Annotated in this window: 23 protein-coding genes; 17 read left to right on the top strand and 6 right to left on the bottom strand. The window is 66.7% G+C overall.

The genetic code is table 11. The features are described from left to right. The gene (locus tag AB4079_RS09205) at nt 1-807 is read right to left on the bottom strand and encodes an alpha/beta fold hydrolase (RefSeq protein WP_441786992.1); all 807 of its coding nucleotides are present in this window, start codon (nt 805-807) and stop codon (nt 1-3) included. 208 nt (nt 808-1015) lie between these two features. On the opposite strand from AB4079_RS09205, the gene AB4079_RS09200 reads away from it, so the two are divergent. The 4 genes from AB4079_RS09200 (at nt 1016) to AB4079_RS09185 (ending at nt 4591) form a co-directional block, all read left to right on the top strand. Then, entirely contained in the window at nt 1016-1558 is a 543-nt protein-coding gene (locus AB4079_RS09200) for a YbhB/YbcL family Raf kinase inhibitor-like protein (protein ID WP_441786991.1), read from the top strand. A gap of 94 nt (nt 1559-1652) precedes the next feature. Next, nucleotides 1653-2042: a hypothetical protein gene (locus AB4079_RS09195; protein ID WP_441786990.1), complete on the top strand. Its 390-nt coding sequence runs from the start codon at nt 1653-1655 to the stop codon at nt 2040-2042. 196 nt (nt 2043-2238) lie between these two features. Next, nucleotides 2239-3504 carry a DUF445 domain-containing protein gene (locus tag AB4079_RS09190; RefSeq protein ID WP_441786989.1) on the top strand — a complete coding sequence of 422 codons (1266 nt, stop codon included), beginning with the start codon at nt 2239-2241 and terminating at the stop codon, nt 3502-3504. Between the two features lie 97 nt (nt 3505-3601). Further along, nucleotides 3602-4591, top strand: a complete 990-nt coding sequence (locus AB4079_RS09185; protein ID WP_441786988.1) for a glycoside hydrolase family 6 protein — start codon at nt 3602-3604, stop codon at nt 4589-4591. 122 nt (nt 4592-4713) lie between these two features. On the opposite strand, the gene AB4079_RS09180 is transcribed toward AB4079_RS09185, so the two are convergent. Next, nucleotides 4714-6138, bottom strand: a complete 1425-nt coding sequence (locus AB4079_RS09180; protein WP_441786987.1) for a ricin-type beta-trefoil lectin domain protein — start codon at nt 6136-6138, stop codon at nt 4714-4716. Between the two features lie 250 nt (nt 6139-6388). Here AB4079_RS09180 and AB4079_RS09175 point away from each other — a divergent pair, with 250 nt between their 5' ends. Continuing rightward, nucleotides 6389-7597, top strand: a complete 1209-nt coding sequence (locus AB4079_RS09175) for an ice-binding family protein (RefSeq protein WP_441786986.1) — start codon at nt 6389-6391, stop codon at nt 7595-7597. Nucleotides 7598-7719: 122 nt separating this feature from the next. Here AB4079_RS09175 and AB4079_RS09170 read toward each other — a convergent pair whose 3' ends face one another. From AB4079_RS09170 to AB4079_RS09160, 3 genes are read right to left on the bottom strand one after another with little or no spacing between them, the layout of a single operon-like run. Further along, a complete protein-coding gene (locus AB4079_RS09170) occupies nt 7720-7908 on the bottom strand; it encodes a hypothetical protein (RefSeq protein ID WP_441786985.1) in 189 nt (62 codons plus the stop codon). A gap of 28 nt (nt 7909-7936) precedes the next feature. Next, on the bottom strand, nt 7937-8245 hold the full coding sequence (locus AB4079_RS09165; RefSeq protein WP_441786984.1) for a DUF7882 family protein: 309 nt from the start codon (nt 8243-8245) through the stop codon (nt 7937-7939). A 2-nt stretch (nt 8246-8247) separates the two neighbouring features. Next, nucleotides 8248-8604 (bottom strand): hypothetical protein, encoded by a 357-nt coding sequence (locus tag AB4079_RS09160; protein ID WP_441786983.1) that lies wholly within the window; start codon nt 8602-8604, stop codon nt 8248-8250. A gap of 95 nt (nt 8605-8699) precedes the next feature. Between AB4079_RS09160 and AB4079_RS09155 the strand changes: the two genes are divergently transcribed. Further along, nucleotides 8700-9104 (top strand): DUF6855 family protein, encoded by a 405-nt coding sequence (locus tag AB4079_RS09155; protein WP_441786982.1) that lies wholly within the window; start codon nt 8700-8702, stop codon nt 9102-9104. Nucleotides 9105-9124: 20 nt separating this feature from the next. Here AB4079_RS09155 and AB4079_RS09150 read toward each other — a convergent pair whose 3' ends face one another. After that, nucleotides 9125-10198: a DNA glycosylase AlkZ-like family protein gene (locus AB4079_RS09150; RefSeq protein ID WP_441786981.1), complete on the bottom strand. Its 1074-nt coding sequence runs from the start codon at nt 10196-10198 to the stop codon at nt 9125-9127. Between the two features lie 36 nt (nt 10199-10234). Here AB4079_RS09150 and AB4079_RS09145 point away from each other — a divergent pair, with 36 nt between their 5' ends. The 11 genes from AB4079_RS09145 to AB4079_RS09095 all read left to right on the top strand — a co-directional run bounded on the left by AB4079_RS09145 (nt 10235) and on the right by AB4079_RS09095 (nt 22026). Continuing rightward, the gene (locus tag AB4079_RS09145; RefSeq protein WP_441786980.1) at nt 10235-10852 is read left to right on the top strand and encodes a DUF1349 domain-containing protein; all 618 of its coding nucleotides are present in this window, start codon (nt 10235-10237) and stop codon (nt 10850-10852) included. A 63-nt stretch (nt 10853-10915) separates the two neighbouring features. Then, entirely contained in the window at nt 10916-11920 is a 1005-nt protein-coding gene (locus tag AB4079_RS09140) for a LacI family DNA-binding transcriptional regulator (RefSeq protein ID WP_441786979.1), read from the top strand. Between the two features lie 126 nt (nt 11921-12046). Beyond that, nucleotides 12047-13357, top strand: coding sequence for an ABC transporter substrate-binding protein (locus AB4079_RS09135; RefSeq protein WP_441786978.1), 1311 nt, complete (start codon nt 12047-12049; stop codon nt 13355-13357). Nucleotides 13358-13470: 113 nt separating this feature from the next. Continuing rightward, nucleotides 13471-14418, top strand: coding sequence for a carbohydrate ABC transporter permease (locus tag AB4079_RS09130; RefSeq protein ID WP_441786977.1), 948 nt, complete (start codon nt 13471-13473; stop codon nt 14416-14418). Further along, nucleotides 14415-15248 (top strand): carbohydrate ABC transporter permease, encoded by an 834-nt coding sequence (locus AB4079_RS09125; RefSeq protein WP_441786976.1) that lies wholly within the window; start codon nt 14415-14417, stop codon nt 15246-15248. Before AB4079_RS09130 ends, AB4079_RS09125 begins: the two co-directional genes overlap by 4 nt. 37 nt (nt 15249-15285) lie before the next feature. Beyond that, complete coding sequence (locus tag AB4079_RS09120; RefSeq protein ID WP_441786975.1) at nt 15286-17574, top strand: family 78 glycoside hydrolase catalytic domain; 2289 nt, start codon at nt 15286-15288, stop codon at nt 17572-17574. A 129-nt stretch (nt 17575-17703) separates the two neighbouring features. Then, on the top strand, nt 17704-18714 hold the full coding sequence (locus AB4079_RS09115; protein WP_441786974.1) for an aldo/keto reductase family protein: 1011 nt from the start codon (nt 17704-17706) through the stop codon (nt 18712-18714). 61 nt (nt 18715-18775) lie between these two features. Beyond that, nucleotides 18776-19411, top strand: a complete 636-nt coding sequence (locus AB4079_RS09110; protein ID WP_441786973.1) for a TetR/AcrR family transcriptional regulator — start codon at nt 18776-18778, stop codon at nt 19409-19411. 154 nt (nt 19412-19565) lie between these two features. Beyond that, a complete protein-coding gene (locus AB4079_RS09105; RefSeq protein WP_441786972.1) occupies nt 19566-20429 on the top strand; it encodes an ABC transporter substrate-binding protein in 864 nt (287 codons plus the stop codon). Between the two features lie 3 nt (nt 20430-20432). After that, a complete protein-coding gene (locus AB4079_RS09100; protein WP_441786971.1) occupies nt 20433-21230 on the top strand; it encodes an amino acid ABC transporter permease in 798 nt (265 codons plus the stop codon). 19 nt (nt 21231-21249) lie between these two features. Then, nucleotides 21250-22026, top strand: coding sequence for an amino acid ABC transporter ATP-binding protein (locus AB4079_RS09095; protein WP_441787153.1), 777 nt, complete (start codon nt 21250-21252; stop codon nt 22024-22026). The last annotated feature ends 31 nt before the right edge of the window (nt 22027-22057 follow it).

Below are 22057 nucleotides of genomic sequence, written 5' to 3'. Positions count from 1 at the left end.
TCAATCGTGTCCTGACCGGTTGAGGTAGCGGGTGACGAGGGTGGCGATGTTGGAGGGTGTGTTGTCGATCGCTTCGTGACCCTGGCCTTGTAGTACCGCAGTGGACGCGTTAGGGATAGTGGCCTGCAGGTAAGCGGTGATGTGCGCGGCCCATGCGGGACTTTCCGAACCCAGGAGAAGCAGCACTGGGCAAGCGATTTTCTCCGCAACGGCGAGGTCAAGGGTTTGCAGCGCGCGCGCCTCCCGGGGCAGGGTTGCTGCTGCGATCGGCCGCGGGTCAAACGCTCCCGCCTGATTGCGGAGGGTCTCCACCTCGCTCGGGCTCAGACCGATCACGTCGATGAGAAACGATGCGATCGCTGGGCCGATTCGGCCGCTTCGTATCAGCTCGGTAACCTTCTCCGGCCACCCTCCCGCGACGGTCTCCGGACCGGGAGGCTCGTAGAGAACAACTTTGCCGACCGCAGGGTTTCCGGCCACGGCTGCGATTGTGAAGCTGGCACCGATGCTGTGCGCAAAGACATTTACTGACGTACCGGTGTCCGAATTCAGCTTCTCGATGATCGCGGAGATGTCTGCGCTCTCGCGATCAGCTGTGTGGTTCGGGCTGTCCGTGCTTGAGCCGCGTCCACGACGGTCCATGGCGGTTACCCGGAAGTGCTGGGTCAACTGGTCCCAGACCGGCTGCCATCGTTCGAGCTGTCCCATGCCGCCGTGTACGAGCAGAAGCGAGGGTCCCGAACCTGCCGTCAGGGTGCCGATACGAGCTGCATCGCTTGTCTCGACATGCCCTCTTTGCCCGTCCATAGGCTGACACTAGATGCTTCGTCGAGGCTCGAACGCGATCCGTTGTGCTGTTTTGGACGTGAGGTCCCGCCCATCCGCTTGGGACCAGACGAGCGCTGGCATTGTCGTACTACTCGAAGAGCATCAGCGCGCGCGGGCTTGCGAGAGAACATACCGGGGGCGCTCGTCGCTGTGAGGGCATCGAGGTTTCTCGCTTATCGTCCGGTTCGTGACCTCGAACGCATTGCACAAGCTCGTTTGGGACGCCCCGAACCTGGCCGCCGTCCACACCATCGAGCTGCGAAGCCCCGACTTCGAGGACAACGGAATCATCCCGTCCGTGCATGCCGCCGTGCGAGCTGGGGGCGAGAACCTTTCGCCCGCGCTGACCTGGGCTCCCATTGCAGGTGCAACCCAGCTGGTGCTGATCATCGAAGACCCTGACGCGCCCACACGGTCGCCCTACCTGCACTGCCTCGCCCTTCTGGATGCTTCGATGTCCGGTCTGGATCGCGGCGCGCTCAGCGTGCCAGTAGAGGCGACCGGAGTGCAGTTCGCTCGGTCGGGGGCCGGAGATGGCTACCTTGGGCCGGCCCCACCCGCATCCCATGGACCGCACCGGTATGTCTTCCAGCTGTTCGCGCTCGGAATCCCGCTCGACCTCGGCCCGAGACCTGAAGCTCCTTCGCTGCCTGCGCTGAAGAAGCAGCTCAGCAGCAACGCGGAGGTACTCGCCCGCGGTCGGCGTGATGGCGTGTACCGAAGAACGTAGTGGGGCCGGTGAGTGTCGGATGTCACCCGTAGTGTCGGCTCGATCACCGATACTTCGCGTACGTGCGAACCCCTGGCCCCTGAAGGAGATTCTGATGAGCGTCGACGCCCTGGCCGAACGCTGGACCCGGATGTGGAACCGAGAGCTGCCTGCCGATCAGGTGGTCACTCCCAGTTGCCCCACCTATTTCGGCCGTACACCTCGCACTGCACGACCGGCCACCGCTGTCGGCCCGGAAGAGCTTCAACGCACCGTGGACGAGATCGGATCCAGCATCGAGGGCATCAGGTACGGCCATGTCAGCGCACCGCTGGTTACAGAGGGCTCGAACGAGCACGCGGGGAGCTTCACCCTGCTGTGGGAGGTGCAGGCCCCAGGTTTCGGAACTCGTTCCGGGATCGACATCCTGCGGTATGAAGGCGATCTCATGACCGAGGTCTGGTCGATCACGGGGGATCTGGAGTTCCCACCATTCTCCGACTGATCGACGATGGAGTTCGAATCCCACGCCCCTCTGCGGTAGTCCGTACCACTCGATTCCTCGCCGTGGCGTGAGTACGGTGGATGTTGCCCAACATACGTGCCGGGGAGGTTCGGGTGCGCATCCAGGACGCCGTCGCCGCCGATCGTGAAGGCGGCCACCGGCTCAACGACACCGGCCGCCGGCTGAGCATCGTCGCGTGACCGCTCTCCCGACTGACGCCGAACGCCGTCTCGCCTTGCGGCGGATGAAGGCACTGGCGACGAGCCTGCTGGCGGTGGCCGCTGTGGTGTTCGCCGTGGCGTACGCACTGCAGGACCGCTATCCCTGGCTCGGGTTCGTTCGTGCCGCCGCTGAGGGCGCGATGGTGGGCGCGCTCGCGGACTGGTTCGCTGTCACCGCCCTGTTCCGGCATCCCCTCGGGCTTCGCATCCCGCACACGGCGATCATCCCGACCCGCAAGGACGAGATCGGGGCGAGCCTCGGCGAGTTCGTGGAGACGAACTTTCTGTCGGACCAGGTGGTCGCCCGCAAGCTGGGCACGATCGACCTCGCCGGCGCGGCCGCCGACTGGCTATCCGAGCCGCAGAATGCACGCCGCGTGGTGGCGGAGTCCTTCCGCGGCATGACCGGGCTCGCCGCCCTGGTCGACGACGACCGGATGCGAGAGGCGATGGAGGCGGTCGTGCGCACGCACCTCGTCGCACCGTTGTGGGGTCCGCCGCTCGGCCGCCTCGGCGCGCGGGTGCTCAGCTCGGGTGGACATCGTGAGGCGGTCGACCTGCTGCTGGACCGGCTGGACGAGTGGCTCGCGGCCAACCCGGAGGTGTTCGGACCGGTGGTGTCGCGGCGCCTCCCGTCGTGGCTCCCGTCGTTCGTGGACCGCGTGATCGACGAGCGCCTCCACGCGGAGGCGCGGCGGTTCGTCCGGGAGATGCGCGACGACCCCGACCACCGACTCCGTGGCTCGCTCGACGCGTACCTCACCCAGTTCGCCGACCGGCTGCAGCACGATGAGGCGACCATCGAACGACTGGAGGCGGCGAAGGGCCGTGCGTTCGACGATCCGCGGATCCGCGAGCTGACCGCCTCCACGTGGGAGGCCGCACGCACCGCCGCGATGGACGCGCTCTCCGACGAGGACGGCGACCTGCGGCGCCGCGCGGAAGCCTTCGTCGCCGACGTCGCCCGGCGCGTCCTGGCCGACGACGTGCTGAGGGCGTCCCTCAACGCTCGACTGACCGACGCCGCACTTCACGTCGTGACGAACTACCGCAGCGACATCTCGCACGTCATCACCGAGACCGTGCAGTCCTGGGACCCGGCCGAGACCACCGAGAAGATCGAGACGCAGGTCGGCCGCGACCTCCAGTTCATCCGCATCAACGGCACGGTCGTCGGCGCGCTCGCCGGACTCGCGATCTACAGCGTGGCAACCGGCGTCTCTGCGCTGTTCTCGGTGTAGCTGCCAGGCAGGTCGCTCGCGCTTCCGAATCGTTCGGAGCTGCCGAGAATCACCTGGGGACAGTAACCGGGTGGGATGAGGTGCCGATAGTCCCGGTATGCGCACTCTGATCGCTTCTCTGGCCGGGGCAGCCGTGGCACTGGCTGCGCTCACGCCCGCGCCATTGCCGTTGCCGACGCCGACGCTGTCGCCCATGCCTGACGACTCGGCGTTCGGGAGCAGGCTCTCTCTCGACCCGTACAGTGACGCACGGAGGGCGGCCGACCAGCTGACCGCATCCGGTGACAGTACGGCCGCGTCCCTCGTGGAGCAGATCGCCAGCCAGCCGACGGCCGTCTGGCTCGGTGACTGGTACAGCCCGACGGTGCTGCTCAGCGTCATCCAACGGCAGCTGCGAGCATCGTCGGCTCAGGGAGGGACGCCGGTCTTCGTGACCTACGCAGTGCCTGACCGCGACTGCGGGGGTTACTCGGCGGGCGGTTTCACAGCCGAGGACTACCTCGACTGGAATCGCCGGGTCGCTGCCGCGCTGGCCGGAAGCCACGCCGTCGTGCTCATCGAACCCGACTCCCTCGCCATGCTGTCCAGCGCGAAGTGCGCAGGGGTGGCGGACACCCGGCTGCCGCTCATCCGGTCGGCCGTCGACATCCTGGGTGCTGCCGGGCTCGTCACGTACCTCGACGGAGGCAACGCCCGCTGGCTGACCCCGGATGCGCAGGCCGCCTACCTCAGGGCGGCGGGGATCGCCGGGGCCCGCGGATTCTTCACGAACGTCTCGAACTTCGACGCGACGCAGACCGAGCGGGACTACGCCGGAAAGGTGTCGTCCCGAGTCGGCTGGAAGCACTTCGTGATCGACGTCTCGAGGAACGGGAACGGCTGGACCGGCGGCTGGTGCAATCCGCCGGGAGCTGCTCTCGGGCAGAACCCGCAGATCACCGAGTCGTCCGCCACCAAGCTCGACGCGCTTCTCTGGGTGAAGCATCCCGGCGCGTCCGACGGCGAATGCGACGGCGGTCCCCCGGCCGGCGCGTGGTACGAGGCTGCTGCGGAGGCCCTGGTGCGCGGGCGCTCCGCGGTGCCATAGCCGATCGCCCCGAGAGGGTCAGCGACTATCGGGTGTCCGGCAGGCCGTGACGTGCAGAACGCTCCCGATCGGAGCGATCGGGAGCGTTCTGCGTTGCTCAGCGGCTCGGTCGCCCCAGCCGGCTAGTTCAGCGACCAGCTCTGGTTGGATCCGCCGTTGCAGTACCAGAGGTCGACCGCGGTGCCGTTGCCGCTCCCGGCCCCGGACGCGTCGAGGCAGAGGCCCGCGTCGGCGGCCGGGGTGATGCTCCCGCCGGCGTTCACGGTCCAGTGCTGCACGGAGGCGCCGGTGCAGTCGGCGATGACGACGCGCTGGCCGGCAGCCACGGTGGCGCCGTCTGTCCCGGCCTGCATGCACAGGTCACCGTAGATGGTCAGTTCCTGGTTGGCCTCGAGGTTCCAGGATTGGTTGCCACCGCCGTTGCAGTCCCAGAGGTCGAGGGCGGTTCCCGGGGTGGTGCTGAAGCCGGGAACATCGACGCACCGTCCGGAGGCGAGCCCGACGAGGCTCTGCCCGGGCGGGGCGGCGGGGAGGCTGTTCACCGGTTCCTGGTCGCCGTATCCGTAGCCCCACTTCAGCTGGGCGACGCCGGATGCGCTGTTGTCGGTGAGGGTGCCGTCGGGCTGGAGGGACTCGATCGAGTAAGAGTCGCCGGCGCGAAGCCCGGGCCAGTAGACGATGCCCATGCCGTGCTGGCGGGCGAAGTCCGTCACCGCGGCGAAGTACGACGTGTAGACGTTGCCGTTGTGGGCGCCGTAGTTCAGTCCGATGGTCATCGGGGAGCCCGCCTCATCGATGATGGTGCGATTCGTGTAGGTGCCGATGCGCGGAGCGAGGTTGGCGGTCCAGTCCGCTTCGGTCGTGGACGACGCCCAGTAGCCGTAGAAATGCAGCGAGAGCAGTGTGCCCTTTAGCTGGGGGGCGTCACCGACGCCGACGACGTTGTCGTTGTACCCGGTTCCGCTGATCACGATCCTGTTGCGGGGGACCTGGCGGTGGTCGGCGATCCACTGGGAGGTGACGCCCACCCACTGGTCGAGCGTGTAGCCGTGCGGCTCGTTCATCGGCTCGAAGTAGACGTTCTGCGTGTGCTGGTAGTCCGCGACGACGGTGTTCCACATCGTGTTCCAGGCCGGGACATCGTCGATGAGTCCGTCTTTGCTGCTGCTGCCCTCCCAGTAGCTGAGGATCACCTTGAAGCCGGAGTCGGCGGCGGCGTCGATCGCCCCCCGGTACGAGTTCCACCACGGCGTCCCCACGCTCGCCGGATTGATCGGGAGACGCACCGTGTTGGCCCCGAGGTTGTGGCTGAAGCCGCTGAGCGTCTGACGTGCGAACGCGTAGACCTGCTGGTAGCTGTCGGTGGTGTGCAGCCCGGTCGGAACAACCGCGTCGTCCGCGTAATTGTCGCGCGGGTCCGCCCAGTTCACACCCTTGAACTCGGAGGTCGCCGGACCATGCAGGCCGCCGCCCGCGTCGGCCAGGGCTGGTGCGCCTGCGCCGATTCCAACGAGAGCGAACCCGGCCGCCAGGGCCGTGGCGATCAATCCGTTCCGAAGGCGTCCTGGGAATGTTGACGTAAACATTTTTTGCGACATGTGATCCTCGTCGATCAGTTGGGGTGGATTCCAGCGATGTTTCCATCCGACGTGGGGGCGTGTCAAGAGGGAGGCCCGTCTGTGAATAGCTGACGTTCGCTAGGATTCTGGAACGTTGAGTGCTAAACATCAGATAGTAGAGGCAGACCGGGCGGTAACGCATTCTGTTCACAAACCTTTCCCAATTGAGGGATAGCCCGTGAACACACGTCGTTCTCGTTCGTTTCGACCGCATCTGATTCTCTTCTCGCTGGCGCTGGGCGGTTCGCTCGCGCTGGTCACCGTTGGCGGCGCTCAGGCAGCCACCACCATCGACGGCCCCATCGACCTCGGCAACGCCACCAGCTTCGGTGTTCTCGGTGGCAGCGCCGTCACCAATACCGGCCCATCGGTGATCAACGGGGATGTGGGGGTCAGCCCCGGAACGTCGATCACCGGCTTCGGTGGTCCGCCCGATGGCAGCCTCACCGGCACCGTGCATCAGACCGATGCTCTGGCAGCGCAAGCCCAGTCGGACGTGACGACCGCGTTCAACACTGCCGCCGGACTGACACCGACCACCTCTGGATTCGGCGATCTGACGGGGAAGTCCCTCACGCCCGGCGTCTATTCCGGCGGCGCACTGTCGCTGTCCGGCAACCTCACCCTTGCCGGCAGCGCAAGTTCCATCTGGGTGTTCCAGGCCGCAAGCACGCTGATTACGAGCTCCGCGAGCACTATCACGCTCACCGGCGGGGCAACCTCGTGCAACGTCTTCTGGCAGGTGGGCAGTTCCGCCACGCTGGGGAGTTCGTCACTGTTCGTCGGCACGATCATGGCCGACCAGGCCATCACCGCGACGACTGGAGCAGCGATCGATGGGCGACTCCTCGCTCGGACTGCGGCTGTCACTCTCGACGACAACACCGTCACACTGCCTCAGGGGTGCGCAGCTCCTGGTACGCCCGTTCTCACCAGCGGCCCGGCGATCACCTCCGGTACGCCGACAAGCGGTGTCGTCGGCACCCCCTACAGCTTCACCGTGACAGCATCGGGCACGCCCTCGCCGACCTTCGCTGTCACGGCCGGCGCACTCCCCGTGGGCCTCCAGCTGAACGGAACCACCGGCCAGATCTCGGGAACTCCGGCAGCTGCCGGCAGCTCGACGTACACCATCACCGCCTCGAACGGGACCGTTCCGGACGTCTCCGCGCTCTACACCACGGCGATCGCGCCAGCGGCCGTCCTTCCCGCACCGATCGCACCTGTGGCGGGCTCGACAGCTACGGCGTCCCCAGCAGCCGCGGGTGAGTTGGCGGACAGCGGCTCGTTCGTGGGCGGCTGGTGGGCGGCAGGAGTAGGCGCGGTCGCGGCCGGCGCGCTCCTTTTCAGGATCGCCTCACGTCGCCGCGCGATGCACCGATCATGACGCCCGCGTTGCTTCACCGCAATGACACCTTCAGTGAACAGGGCGTGACCTGCCCAGTGTGCGGGGCGAGCGACGCCACAGTGGCAGAGAAGATTGATCCGGTGAGAGCGTACCTCGCGGCGCTAAGGTCGCGGTTCCTTATTGGTCTGCCGCGCCTTCACCCCGGCGGAGCGGCGAATGAAGCCGATAATGAGGGTCGCGATGACCAGGACTATTCCGATAAACCCCAGCCAGAGGAGCCCCTTGATCGCAAAGCCCACGATCGCGAGGATGACCCAGAGCACGACGAGCACGATCACCAAGATAAGCATGCCGCCAAGATACGCCGGGAATCCGTTCTCAGGTTGATTCCGGAGGTTCCGGGATGACGCGAAGCCCCGACGGGGAGTTCGCCAGCCGCACGAGTTCCTCCACCCATGCCCGGTTGAGGATCGGCTCCCGGCTGCCGGCGAAGTCGAACTGCAGGGGGATGGCAGGGTTGATCCAAATCGAGCTGTGCCCGCTTCCCGAAGAAGCTTTGTACTCCCAGGAGAACGAGAAGCTCTCCCCTCGGCGTACCTTCGAGAGGATCACAACCTTCAGGTGAGCGAGCACCCGATCGTCGAAGTCGACGGAGATCGACGGGGTCCCGTAAATGAACTTGCCCATGCCTATTGACCCAGTCCGTCGTCGATTTCCGCCATGACCTGATTGAAGTCGTCCGCCGTCCGGCCGGCGTGACCACCGGTCTCGACCACTCCGCTGATGCCTGTTCTCGGCAAATCCGGCACAGGGAATCGGATTGCCTCTTCCTCTTCTGTCAAACCGCCGACGTCAGCGACATCGAATTGGCTGGCCGGGCTCAACAGCAGCGTATGGATGGAGGTCTCGCCGTTCTCTTCCAGTACGGTGATGTCCACTGTGACACTGCTTTCTGCATCCGCGACCGTGGTCGTGTAATCCAGCAGCGCCGCCGTGATCGCGTTTCCAGTGACGATCGACCCTCCGCTGAAGGTAATCCGCTTCATCCCTTGACCGTACGCCAAATCCAGATTCGGTACAGCCCGCCAGCCAGCCCGACGCACTGGGGCTGCATACTCAGGGGAGAGAGTGAGGAGCCGCCATGCCCGACGGAACGAAAGAGGACCCGTGGGTCCTGACCACCGCACCGGGGACCTCCACATACACGATGTGGCGAGACGTCACGGCGGATCCGCCTGCGCTGGTCTGCCAGGTCGGTTCGACCACCCTGCGCTACCACGTGAGCGCGGTCGAGGATCTGGCGGCGTGGCTGGATCAGCAGGGCGACTGGGTGCCTCTCGGTGCTGCCGACGAGCAGAAGCCGGCGGCCGAGGGGACGGTTGAGGCGTGGGGGCGCTCGGAGGCCAATCCGGTCGGCGGCTGGTACGGGCTGCGCAAGGGATACCGCGGCCGGTTCGGCATGTACCTCCCGCCGCTCCTGGAGGAACTGGGTCTCGCCGAACTCACCCACAACCCCCGAAACAACCAAGTCCGGTCAACTCGCTGACTCCCGGGTTCCGGATCGCGTCACCACTCCGGGATCCCGACGCCCAACCACCGACCCAGGTCGGCGATCTCGGCCCGGACCATGTCGTGCTCGTCGTCGTCGAAGGGCGCGAACTCGTGAACGGCGGTGACCTTCAGCTCGTCGCGCTCCCTGTCGACCTCGGCGTCGAGCATCCCCACGAAGCGATCGCCCATCAGGATCGGATGGGCGAAGTACCCGAACTTCCGCTGCGGCTTCGGCTTGAACTGCTCGAGCACGTAGTCGAACTCGAACAGCTCCCGCAGCCGCGGACGATCGAAAAGCATCCCGTCGTACGGGCTGAGGAAGGCCGCCCGCCCACCCGAGTCGTTCTCGAGCGCGGCGAGTGCCTCAGGGTCGACGCGCCACTTCTGGCGCATCCCTTCGACCACCGCCGGCTCGCCGGCATCCCCGACCGGGCTCCACGGTGATCGCTGCTTGGCGATACCGACCGCCTGCAGCCGCCGCTCGTTCAGCATCCGCTCGGCCTCGTCCTCCTCGTATTCGGGCAGATCGCGCGGGTAGACCCGCTCGGCCAGATCCCAGCGCCGGTGGCGTCCGTCGCGCCCAATGACCGCCACCTCGCCCTGCCGCTGCAGAAAGTCGAGCATGTGCACGACCTGGTTGGGCCCGTACCAGCCATCCGGCGGACGAACCACGTCGGCGGTGTCCGGGATCTCGCTCGCCAGGAGGGGACCTTCCGCCCGCAGTCGCGCCAGAACCTCGCTGCGGAAGCGGTCGTTCGCCTGCAACCACTGCCGGCTGGTCTCGCGGCGCGGCCAGCGCCGCATGGCCGGCATCATCAGCGGCAGCAGGCTCACCGGACGGAAGGCGCCGTCGAACTCGAACAGCAACCGGTCCGATTCGACGGCCTTCGAAAGCTGCGCCCTGTCGTACGTCCAGCCGATCCGCGACCAGAGGATGGTGTGCTCGGCCGGCGCGATGGTGGCCGTCGGGTCGATCTTGATGGCGCCGAGCTGCTCGGCGACCCCGACGACATCGTCGGGACGATCTGCATCCAGGAGCTGCGCCTGCACCGCGATGCGGCGCGCTTGGTCACGGGTGAGCTGGTGCATGAGTGAGTTTAGGACCCGGTTCGGTACTGTGCACGGATGACGATCAACATTCCCGCCCTTCCACCGCTCGACTGGAGCGGCACCCACGGGACGGCCGAGTACGTCGAGCACGACTCGACTGCCGGCGACGGCCTGCTCACGGTGACGGCGGATGCCGGTTCCGATTGGACGAATGACGCGTTCGGCGGCCCGCAACAGCATGCCGCGACAGCGCTCGGCTTCGTGCCGACCGGAGACTTCTCGCTGTCTGCGCGCATCCGCGTCCTCACGGAGCGGACGACCTTCGATGCCGGCGTGCTGGCGATCTGGGGAGATCGGGATCACTGGGCGAAGTTGTGCTTCGAGTTCTCACCCCAGGGGGAGGCGATGGTCGTCTCGGTCGTGACCAACACGTTCTCCGACGACTGCAACTCGGTACGCGTACCGGAGGACGCCGTTTACCTACGGATCGTGCGCTCCGGCAGCGGGTGGGCGTTCCATTCCTCGGCTGACGGCCAGTACTGGCACTTCGTCCGGGTGTTCCGGCTCGCGTTCGACGGTCCCGTCCGCGTCGGCTTCCTCGCCCAGGCGCCCATGGGCGACGAATGCTCCGCCGCCTTCGACCACATCACGTACAGCACGACGATCCCGAGCGACTTTCGCGACGGCAGCTAGAACCGGCCCGCCACATCAGGCCAGCCGGGCGCCGGGCGACCGCCGATGCGGGAGAATGACCGTGTGGTATTCGTTCGGGTGGCAGACGTCGCGGCGCACGCCGGTGTGTCGCCGGGAACGGTGTCCAACTACTTCCACAATCCGTCACGCGTCGCCGAGGCGACCGCCGAGCGCATCCGCGGGGCGATCGAGGAGCTCGGCTACGTGCCGAACGACGCCGCGCGATCGCTGCGCCGCCGCGAGACGAAGACGATCGGCCACCTGGCGTTCGAGGTTGCGAACCCCTACTCGGCCGAGTTCGTCGCCGCCGCTGATCGCGAGGCGCGGCGTCTGGGGTACATCGCGCTCAACGTGAGCAGCGAGGGAGATCCAGAGCTGCAGACCGAGCTGCTCGACATCTTCGTCCGGCAACGGGTCGACGGTGTGATCCTGACGCCGGTCGGCGACGCAGAGGGCGCTGCGAAGCGCCTCACCTCGCAGGGAATCGCGGTCGTCTTCACCGACAGCGTCGACGGCTTCGCGTCGTCGGTATCGTACGACGACGTCGAAGGCGGCCGGCTTGCCGCTGAGCACCTCGTCGACGTCGGGCACCGTCGTCTGGCTTTCGTCGGCGACAACGATGGGATCGGCATCATCGGCCGACGGCTGGAGGGCGTCCGCACGGTCGTGGACGCGACTCCCGGCGCATCGCTGACGGTGATCCCTCTCGACGAGCGCAGCATCTCGAGCGGCCGTCGGGTGGGCGAACAGTTGGTGGCGATGCCGCCGGACGAGCGGCCCAGCGGCATCGTGGCCGTCAACGACCTGGTCGCTGTCGGCGTGCTGAACGCCGTCTTCGGCACGATCCGCGTCCCGGACGAGATGGGGATCGTCGGGTTCGACGACATCGACTTCGCTTCCGGAGCCGTGGTCCCGCTCACCTCGGTGCGCCGGCCGGTGGAGGAACTGGCCCAGCGCGCGGTGCAGATGCTGCACCGCAGCATCCTGAACCGGGACGAACCTCCGGTGATTTCGGTCGAGATGCTCGAGTCGAGCCTCGCGGTGCGGGGAAGCACGCTGCGTCCGTAACAAGCCGCGCTGAATCGTTACAGAATTTTTCTTGACGAACCGCGGCGAGTCCCCTACGGTCCTATCAAATCGATTTAATCGATTGTGCTACGTCACGCACCCAGGGTCGATACAAGGAGGTACTCGATGCACATCACTACGAGCACAGGGAGGGTCGTCGCCGTGCTGGGCGCCCTCGCGCTCGCCGGAGCGGCGCTTGCCGGCTGCAGTTCATCGGGCGGTTCGTCCGGCGCCACGACGATCTCGCTCCTGGCCGGCGGCAACGACCCCGCCGCCACGAAATTCGCCAAAGACCTGGCGACCGGCTTCCACAAGGCGAACCCGTCCATCACGGTCAAGGTCGAAACGCGTCCGGGAGGAACCGACGGCGACAACCTGATCAAGACCCGGCTCTCGACCGGAGACATGAACGACGTCTTCCTGTACAACTCCGGCTCGCTCCTCCAGGCGCTGCACCCCGACACCACTCTCCAGCCGCTGACCGACGAGTCGTGGGCGAAGCAACTGACCGACGACTTCAAGAAGACCGTCAGCACCGAGAAGGGACTTTACGGCGCCCCGTGGGGCACCACCTTCGACGGCGGCATCATGTACAACAAGAAGGTCTACGAGAAGCTCGGCCTCACCGTGCCGAAGACCTGGGACGAATTCATCAGCAACAGCGAGAAGATCCAGGCCGCCGGCATCGCCCCCGTGATCGTCTCGTACGGCGACACCTGGACCAGTCAGCTGTTCGTCCTCGCCGACTTCGCCAACGTCAGCGCCCAGGATTCGAACTGGGCCACGGACTACACCGACAACAAGGCGAAGTACTCGAACCCCCCGGCTCTCGCCGGGTTCTCCCACACCCGTGAGATCTTCGACAAGGGGCTGATGAACAAGGACTACGCCTCGCTCACCAACGTCAACGCGCTGAAGATGCTGGCGACGGGTGCGGGCGCGCAGTACCCGATGATCACCACGGTGATCAGCAACGTGGTGCAGAGCAACCCCGACCAGCTGAACGACATCGGCTACTTCGCGATGCCGACCGAGTCGGGCGACCCGCACGCGACGGTCTGGGAGTCGAACGGCGCCTACATCCCGAAGAGCACGACAGGCGACAAGCTGGCAGCCGCCAAGAAGCTCGTGGCGTTCATCAACTCGCCGGCCGGATGCGACATCCAGAACAGCGCAGGAACCCCGGCAGGACCGTTCGCCATCAGCACCTGCAAGATTCCGGATGACGCACCGGCGCTGGTGAAGGACGAGCTGAAGTACCAGGACGACAAGAAGACCGGCCTGGCGCTCGAGTTCCTCTCGCCGATCAAGGGTCCGAACCTCGAGAAGATCCTGATCCAGGTCGGCTCGGGCATCTCGTCGGCCAAGGAGGGCGCTGCCCTCTACGACCAGGATGTGAAGGCTCAGGCGCAGCAGCTCGGCCTGAAGGGCTGGTGATTCCCGCCCGGGCCGGTGATCCGTCGCCGGCCCGGGCGCCCCTCGCGGCCCCGAGCCGCAGGCGTCCCGGCCGGGGCGCAGACGCAGACAGAAGACTCGACGAGGAGCACACTATGTCGACGGCCACTCCCGCGACCGCCGTCCAGGCGGGCGACATCATCACAGAGGTCAGCAGCCCGCCCCCGCAGAGCACGCGGAGGGCGCGGATGCGCTCCCACTACCCCACCTGGTTCTTCATCCCGGCGCTCGTGCTCTACGTGGTGTTCTTCGCCGTCCCCACGATCGCCTCGTTCTACTTCTCGCTGACGCGGTGGTCGCTGTTCGACTCGCAGTTCATCGGGTTCGCCAACTTCGTTCAGTTCTTCCAGGATCCGCAGCTCTACACGAGCTTCATCCACACCCTGATCTACGCCTTCCTCACGTCGGCGGCGAAGGTCGTCATCGGGTTCCTGCTGGCGCTGCTGCTGACCTCGCCGGTGGTCGGGCGCGGCTACCTGCGGGCGGTGGTGTTCTTCCCGGTGCTGCTCTCGACGATCGGCGTCGGCATCCTCTGGAAGTCGCTGCTCGATCCGTTCCACGGCATGGTCAACGGGGTGCTGGGGTTCTTCGGGCTGCCCCAGCCGGGATGGTTCACCGACCCCAACCTCGCGCTGTACTCCATCGCCGGCGTCGACATCTGGAAGGGCGTGGGCATCGCAACGTTGATCTTCATGGCTGGCATCGTCGCCATCCCGAGTGAATACTTCGAGGCGGCGAGGATCGACGGGGCGAGTTCCTGGCAGATCCTGCGGAGGATCACCCTCCCGCTCAGCCGCGGGGCCACGGCGACCGTGATCATCCTGTCGCTGATCGGCGGCCTCCGCTCGTTCGACATCATCTGGGCCACCACCGGCGGCGGCCCCGGCTTCACCAGCGACGTGATCGCCTCCGTGATCTACAAGCAGTACCAGGCGGGCTTCTTCGGACTCTCGACCGCCGGCAACGTCGTCCTCTTCCTGGTGGTCACCATCATCATGGTGCCGCTGTCGTACGTCCTGAACAGAAAGCAGGTGGAGCTGTGAAGCGGCAGCACACGCGGGCCTGGATCGTCGGCGTCATCGCCATCGTCGTCTCTGCCGTCGTCTTCCTGGTGCCCCTCGTCTTCGTCATCCTGCAGGCGTCCAAGTCGCCGGAGGACGCGTCGAGCCTGGGGTTCACCTGGCCCAAGGAGTGGCAGTTCTTCCCGAACCTGGTCGCCGTGCTGCAGAGCGGCGACGGTCTCATCTGGCGCGCCTTCGTCAATTCGGCCGTGCTGACGATCTGCTCGGTCGCCCTCGTGGTGGTGCTCGCCGCCATGGCGGGCTACGTGCTCGCCCGCAAGCGCAGCAAGTGGGGTCCGGTGGTCAACTTCTTCGTGCTCGCCGGGCTGATCGTGCCGCCGGCGGTGGTCCCGACCATTTGGGTGCTCCAGGCCGTCGGACTGTTCAAGACCATGCCGGGGATGATCCTGATCGAGACGACATTCGGACTCTCGTTCTCCATCTTGCTGTTCCGCGCCTTCTTCAACACCGTGCCCCGCGAGCTCGACGAAGCGGCGGTCCTCGACGGCGCGGGCCGGATCCGCCTGTTCTTCCAGGTGATCCTGCCCCTGCTGCGGCCAGTGATCGTCACCGTCATCGTCGTACAGTCCGTCTTCATCTTCAACGACTTCCAGGGCCCGCTGTACTTCCTCCCCGGGGCGGACAACGCGACCGTGCAGACCACGCTCTACACGTTCTCGGGTCAGAACCTCAGCTTCTACAACCTGCTGTTCATGGACATCCTGCTGATCACCATCCCGCCCCTCGTGGCGTACATCTTCTTCAACCGCCAGATCGTCGCCGGCATCACCAGCGGCGCGGTCAAGGGTTGATTTCCGCATCACAATGAACCGACTGGAGAACGAACGCATGAACTGGAACGCCCGCATGATCGCCCCCGACGCCGCCTTCGACGGGGCACCCCTGCTGCGCAGGGAGTTCGCACTGGAGGAGGGCCACGGTGCCGTGACCGCCGCCACGCTCACCCTGACGGCACGAGGGATCGTGGAGGCCTGGGTCAACGGACGCCCCGTCGCCGACGACCTGCTGACCCCCGGCTGGAGCAGCTACCAGTGGCGGCTGCGGTACGCGACCTACGACGTCGCCCCGCTGCTGGAGGGCACCAGTGTTCTGGCTCTGGCCCTGGGCAAGGGCTGGTTCGGCGGCCGGCTCGGCTGGGCAGGCGGCGGGTCGTACTACGGAGACGAGCTCGGCGCCTTCGCCCAGCTCGAGGTGACCTTCGCGGACGGCGCGACGCAACTCGTCGTCACCGACGAGTCGTGGGCGTCCGGTCCGAGCGCGGTGCTCGCCAACGACCTGTACGACGGTCAGACGATCGACGCCCGCCTCCGGGACGACTCGTGGAAGCGGGCCGGGTTCTCCGGCGCCGGATGGACGGGCGTGCACGCGGTCGAGTTCGACACCGCGACCCTCCAGCCGTACATCGGGCCGAAGGTTCGGCGCTGGGCCGCGCTTCCGGTTCATGAGATCACCACATCCCCGTCGGGGAAGACGCTGGTCGATTTCGGGCAGAACCTGGTCGGCTGGATCAAGCTCCGTGTCCAGGGACCGGCAGGCACGGAGGTGACCATCCGCCACGCCGAGGTGCTCGAGCATGGCGAGCTCGGCATCCGCCCGCTGCGCAGCGCGAAAGCGACCGACCGGTACATCCTCAGCGGTGGCGTGGACGAGTTCGAGCCCACGTTCACGTTCCACGGGTTCCGCTATGCGGAAGTCTCGGGCTGGCCGGGGGAGCTGAAGGCCGAAGACCTCACGGCGGTCGCGATCAGCTCGGAACTGCAACGGATCGGTGAGTTCCGCACCTCCGACCCGCTGCTGAACCAGCTGCACGAGAACGTGGTGTGGGGGATGCGCGGCAACTTCGTCGACGTTCCGACGGACTGCCCGCAGCGCGACGAGCGCCTGGGGTGGACGGGCGACATCGCCGCCTTCGCGCCGACGGCCGCGTTCCTCTATGACGTCGACGGGTTCCTCAGCGATTGGCTCGTCGATCTCGCACTTGAGCAGGAGCATCACGACGGGATCGTCGGCTACGTCATCCCGGACATCCTCACCATGATCGGCGTTCCGGAGGAGATCGGACCGATCGAGTCGACCGCCGTCTGGAGCGACGCCGCCGTGTGGGTGCCCTGGGCGCTGTACGAGGCGTACGGGGACGAGGATGTCTTGCGTCGGCAGTTCGACTCGATGGCGTCGCATGTGCGCCGGGTCCACTCCCGACTGTCGCCGGCCGGTGTGTGGGACGGCGACTTCCAGTTCGGCGACTGGCTCGACCCGGATGCGCCGCCGGAGGACCCTGCCCGGGCGAAAGCGGACAAGGGTGTCGTTGCCACCGCGTCCGCCTACCGGTCGGCGTCGCTGGTCGCTGAGACCGCGCGCCTGCTGGGCCGGACGGCGGAGCAGCAGGAGTTCGAGTCGATCGCCGCTGGGCTCCGGACCGCGTTCAACGCCGAATACGTGGCCGCTGACGGCACCATCCGCAGCGACTGCACGACCGTCTACTCGCTTGCGATCGTGTTCGGCATCCTCGACTCCGCTGAGGAGACGTTCGCGGGCAACCGGTTGGCCGAGCTGGCGGCCGAGGCGGGCTACCGCATCTCGACCGGTTTCGCCGGCACCCCGTTCATCACCGACGCGCTGAGCCGCACCGCACACGTGGACGACGCCTACAACCTCCTCCTCGAGCGGGAGGAACCGTCGTGGCTGTACCCGGTGACGATGGGCGCCACCACGATCTGGGAGCGCTGGGATTCGATGCTCCCCGACGGTACCATCAACCCGGGCGAGATGACCTCGTTCAACCACTACGCGCTCGGCGCGGTCGCCGACTGGATGCACCGGGTCATCGGTGGGCTGGCGCCGCTAGCGCCCGGGTACTCCTCCGTTCTCATCGCCCCGGTACCCGGCGGCGGGCTGACGGAGGCCGAGACGTCACTGCTGAGTCCGCACGGCCCCATCGCCGTGCGCTGGAACCTCCACGGGGACGAGCTCACGGTCGAGGCGGAACTCCCCACGGGCGTCGATGCTGTTCTGCGCCTCCCCGGAGCACCCGACCAGCGGTTGTCCGGAGGTTCGTTCCGAGTGTCGGCGACGGTTCCGACGTCTCTCCCGGCGGGTGAGCTGCCCTCCCGAGGCTGACTCCGAGCCGGGCGGCGCCGATTGATCGACCGTTCGACTCAATTCGAGAAGAAGTCTCTGTTGGAGGTGTCGGATGCGGCGTGCCTACGATCGCAGTGGCGAAGCGCCGTGCCAGACGAAGGGAACGACATGCAGTTCAGGTACTTGGGGAACTCCGGTTTCAAGATCTCCGAGATCACGTACGGCAACTGGCTGACCCACGGGTCGCAGGTCGAGAACGACACCGCTACCGCGTGCGTTCGTGCTGCTCTGGATGCGGGCATCACGACGTTCGACACGGCCGATGTCTACGCCAACACCGCGGCCGAGACCGTGCTGGGCGAGACCTTGAAGGGCGAGCGCCGGCAGTCGCTGGAGATCTTCACCAAGGTGTTCGGGCCGACGGGACCGAAGGGCCACAACGACGTCGGGCTGTCGCGCAAGCACATCCTCGAGTCGATCGACGGTTCCCTGTCCCGTCTGCAGACGGACTACGTCGACCTGTACCAGGCGCACCGCTTCGACTACGAGACGCCCCTCGAGGAGACGATGCAGGCGTTCGCCGACGTGGTCCGGCAGGGCAAGGCGCTGTACATCGGCGTGAGCGAGTGGACGGCGGAGCAGCTGCGTGCCGGAGCGGCCCTTGCGAAGGAACTCAAGATCCAGCTGATCTCGAACCAGCCGGAGTACTCCGCTCTGTGGCGCGTGATCGAGGCGGAGGTCGTACCGACCTCGAAGGAACTCGGCATCTCGCAGATCGTCTGGTCGCCGGTCGCGCAGGGCGTGCTCAGCGGCAAGTACCTGCCGGGGGCGCCGCTGCCGGATGGCAGCCGGGCCACCGACGAGAAGGGCGGCGCCGGCGCGGTCAAGCGGTGGCTCACCGACGACGTCCTGACCCGCGTCCAGGAGCTGGCGCCGATCGCGCGGGAGCTCGGACTCACTCCTGCGCAGCTCGCGGTCGCCTGGGTGCTGCAGAACGAGAACGTCGCCGCGGCGATCATCGGCGCGTCCCGTCCGGAGCAGGTCGCGGAGAACGTGAAGGCCTCCGGCGTCACCATCCCGGGCGAGCTGCTCGGACGCATCGATGAGGTGCTCGGCGGAGTCGTCGAGCGCGACCCGTCGCGCACCCACGAACGCTCGCCGAAGCAGCGGGAGTCGTAGCAGTTGCCGCGTGGAGGGCCTCCGAAGAGCACCCTCCCGCGGCGCTGGATAGAGTGAGGACATGACAGGGGGCAGCACGCGACAGCAGATCCTGTTGCAGGCTGCGCGGCTGTTCGGCCGGCACGGGTACTACGGCACCACCACGCGCGACATCGCGGACGCGGTGGGCATCCGGCAGCCGTCCCTCTTTTATCACTTCTCGGCGAAGCACCAGATCCTCGCCGAGTTGGTGGATGCGGATCTGCGGCAGACCATGGACCGGCTGGTGCAGGCGGAGGCGCTGGACACATCCTGGGCCGAGCGGTTCCACTTCTTCCTGGCGGCGAGTTCACGGGACTATCTGACGCTTCCGTACGACGCCCGCGGGTATTACAGCGATGCCATTTTCACCGAGCCGGAGTTCGAGGGCCAGCGGCGGGAGATCGAGCGCTTCCACCAGCGCACTCAGCAGCTCGTGAGCGCGGGCGTCGAGGCGGGGGAGTTCCTGGGGGTGGACCCGGTGTTCATCCAGCGGGCGATCACCGGTTTGCAGTTCGAAGGGATGCGCGAGCGCGAGACGAACGCGACCGCCCCGGTTTCTGAGCGACCGCTGCAGCTTTCCGACTTCATTCTGCGCGCCGTTCTGTCGGACCCGGCCCGGCTGGCCGCCGTTCGGGCCGCGACGGAGTCCCGTCTGGACGCCGTCGACCCCGTCTAGCGACGTCCGCTTCGGGTTCTTCTTCGAGCCGAGACCTGCTCGAAACAGGTTGGCAACATCCATCGTCTATCAATTGATAGACAAAGAACCTATCGATTGATAGTCTGCTCACGGCTCATCCGAGCCGTGAGCATCGAGCATCGACGGAGATCCCATGCACACCACTACACGCTTCATCGCCGCTGCGGTCGCGACCGCAGCCGCCCTCACGCTTGTCGGCTGTTCCGCCGCTTCGGGCCAACCGGGGGGCGGCAGCACCGCCGTCGCAACGGTCGCGCCGCCGGCCATCCGGAGCGCCGGCACGCTGTCGATCTGCACGACCAACCTCGGCTCGCCGCCGAACATCTCGACAGACGCCAGCGGCGCACTGATCGGCAGCGAGATCGACCTGGCGAAGGCCGTCGCCGGTCGCCTCGGGCTCAAACCCGACTTCGTCACGGTCGACTTCTCTGCGCTCATCCCGAGCCTGCAGGCGAAGCAGTGCGACGTGATCATGGCGTCGCTGTACATCAAGCCGGCCCGTGAGAAGGTCGTCGACTTCGTCCCGTACCTGACCTCGGCTTCCGGCGTCGCGGTGAAGAAGGGCTCCAAGAACGGGGTCACCGGGCTGAATGACAGCCTGTGCGGCAAGAAGGTCATGGTCACCGTCGGCACCACCGCACAGTCGCTGGCCGAGGCGCAGTCCACCAAGTGCACCAGCGCAGGCAAGAGCGCGCTCGACATCAGCACCAACAACCAGGCGACGGTCGGCTTCCAGCAACTCGTGAGCGGCCAGATCGACGCCTACATGGACGCGGCGGAGCTGATCGGCTACTACCAGAAGCAGGGCACCGCAGGCATCCAGCAGGTGGGGAAGCCGACCGACGCGGTGGACATCGGAGCGGCCACGCTGAAGGGCGACGCGAAGCTGCATACCGCCGTCCAGAAGGCCTTCGACGACGTGGTGAGCTCGGGCGACTACAAGAAGATCCTCAGCCAGTGGGGTCAGTCGCAGCTCGCCTACACGCAGAAGGGCTGACGCATGAGCTTCGACTGGGCGTTCTTCTGGAAGAACCTGCTGACCCCCGGGGCGCCGTTCCTGCAGGGGCTCGTCCTCACGATCGTGATCTCCGTGCTGGCGATGGTCGGCGCGCTGATCGTCGGACTGGTGGTCGCGCTGATGAGGCGCTCGCGGTTCGCCCCGCTCAGGGTGGTCGCGAGCTTCTACATCTGGCTGATCCGGGGGACGCCGCTGCTGGTGCAGCTCGTCCTCATCTACACCGGGTTCGCGGCGGCGAATGTGTTCCGATTCGAGGATGTGGAGCTGGGCGGCCTGCTGGTGAAGGCGGCCGTGCAGGCCGCGATCGTCGGACTCGTGGTCAACGAGAGCGCCTATATCTCGGAAATCATCCGCGCCGGTCTCGACTCGGTTCCGATCGGTCAGAGCGAAGCAGCCGAAGCGCTCGGGATGTCCGGCGGCTCTGCGATGCGGTGGATCATCCTGCCGCAGGCGCTCCGGCTGATGGTCCCGCCGCTGGGCAACTCGTTCAACGGGCTGATGAAGAGCACGTCGATCCTCAGCGTCATCGGGGTCTCCGAGATGTTCCTCGTCTCCCAGAGCATCAGCGCGGCCACGTTCCGCACCTTCGAGATCTTCGCGGTCGTCGCCATCTACTACCTCGCACTCACCACGGTCTGGACGGTGGTGCAGGCCTCCATCGAGAAGCGGCTGAACGCGCGCGTCGGTATCGAGGCGACCGTCTCGCCGTGGCAGCGGCTCTTCGGCGGCCGCCGCGGAGCACCGCTCACACCCATCGCCGTCCCCCAGCAGGAGCTCTGACGTGAACGACACGAACACCATGGGCACGGATGCGGCCCCCCTCGTCACCGCCCGCAACGTCTGTCGCAGTCTCGGCGGTCGGGAGATCCTCCGGGACGTCTCCCTCGAGGTCCGGCCGGGCGAGGTGGTCGTGCTCGTCGGGCCGTCCGGCGCCGGCAAGACCACATTCCTCCGCACCATGAACGGCCTGGAGACCATCGACCGGGGCGACCTCCTCGTCGCCGGGCAGCCGGTCGGCTACCGCGTGACCGGTGACGGCAAGCGCACGGCCGCATCCCGTACCGCCCTCATGCGGCAGCGGCAGGAGATCGGCTTCGTCTTCCAGCACTTCAATCTCTTCCCCCACATGACGGCGCTGGAGAACATCTGGCACGCACCCGTGCGCGTTCGCGGAGTGGCGAAGAAGGAGGCACTCGCGCAGGCCGAGTCGCTGCTCGCCCGGGTCGGGCTGGTGGACAAAGCCGACGCGCGTCCGAACAAGCTGTCGGGCGGCCAGCAACAGCGTGTCGCCATCGCGCGAGCGCTGGCCATGCGGCCTCGCCTGATGCTGTTCGACGAGCCGACCAGTGCCCTCGACCCGGAGATGATCGGCGAGGTGCTCGACGTGATGAGGGAGCTCGCCGCCGACGACATGACGATGGTCGTCGTCACCCACGAGATGGGGTTCGCGCGCGAAGTCGCGGACCGCGTCGTCGTCATGGATGCGGGCAGCATCATCGAGGTCGCCACGCCCGCCAACCTCTTCGCTTCCCCGCAGCATGCGCGGACTCAGGCGTTTCTGTCGAAGATCCTCTGAGCGAACCGGCTGCTCCACCGCTGCCTCCGAA

The organism is Leifsonia sp. 2MCAF36, assembly GCF_052115525.1.
In the GTDB taxonomy this organism is placed as follows: domain Bacteria; phylum Actinomycetota; class Actinomycetes; order Actinomycetales; family Microbacteriaceae; genus Leifsonia.
This window is presented reverse-complemented; position numbering and strand designations above follow the sequence as displayed.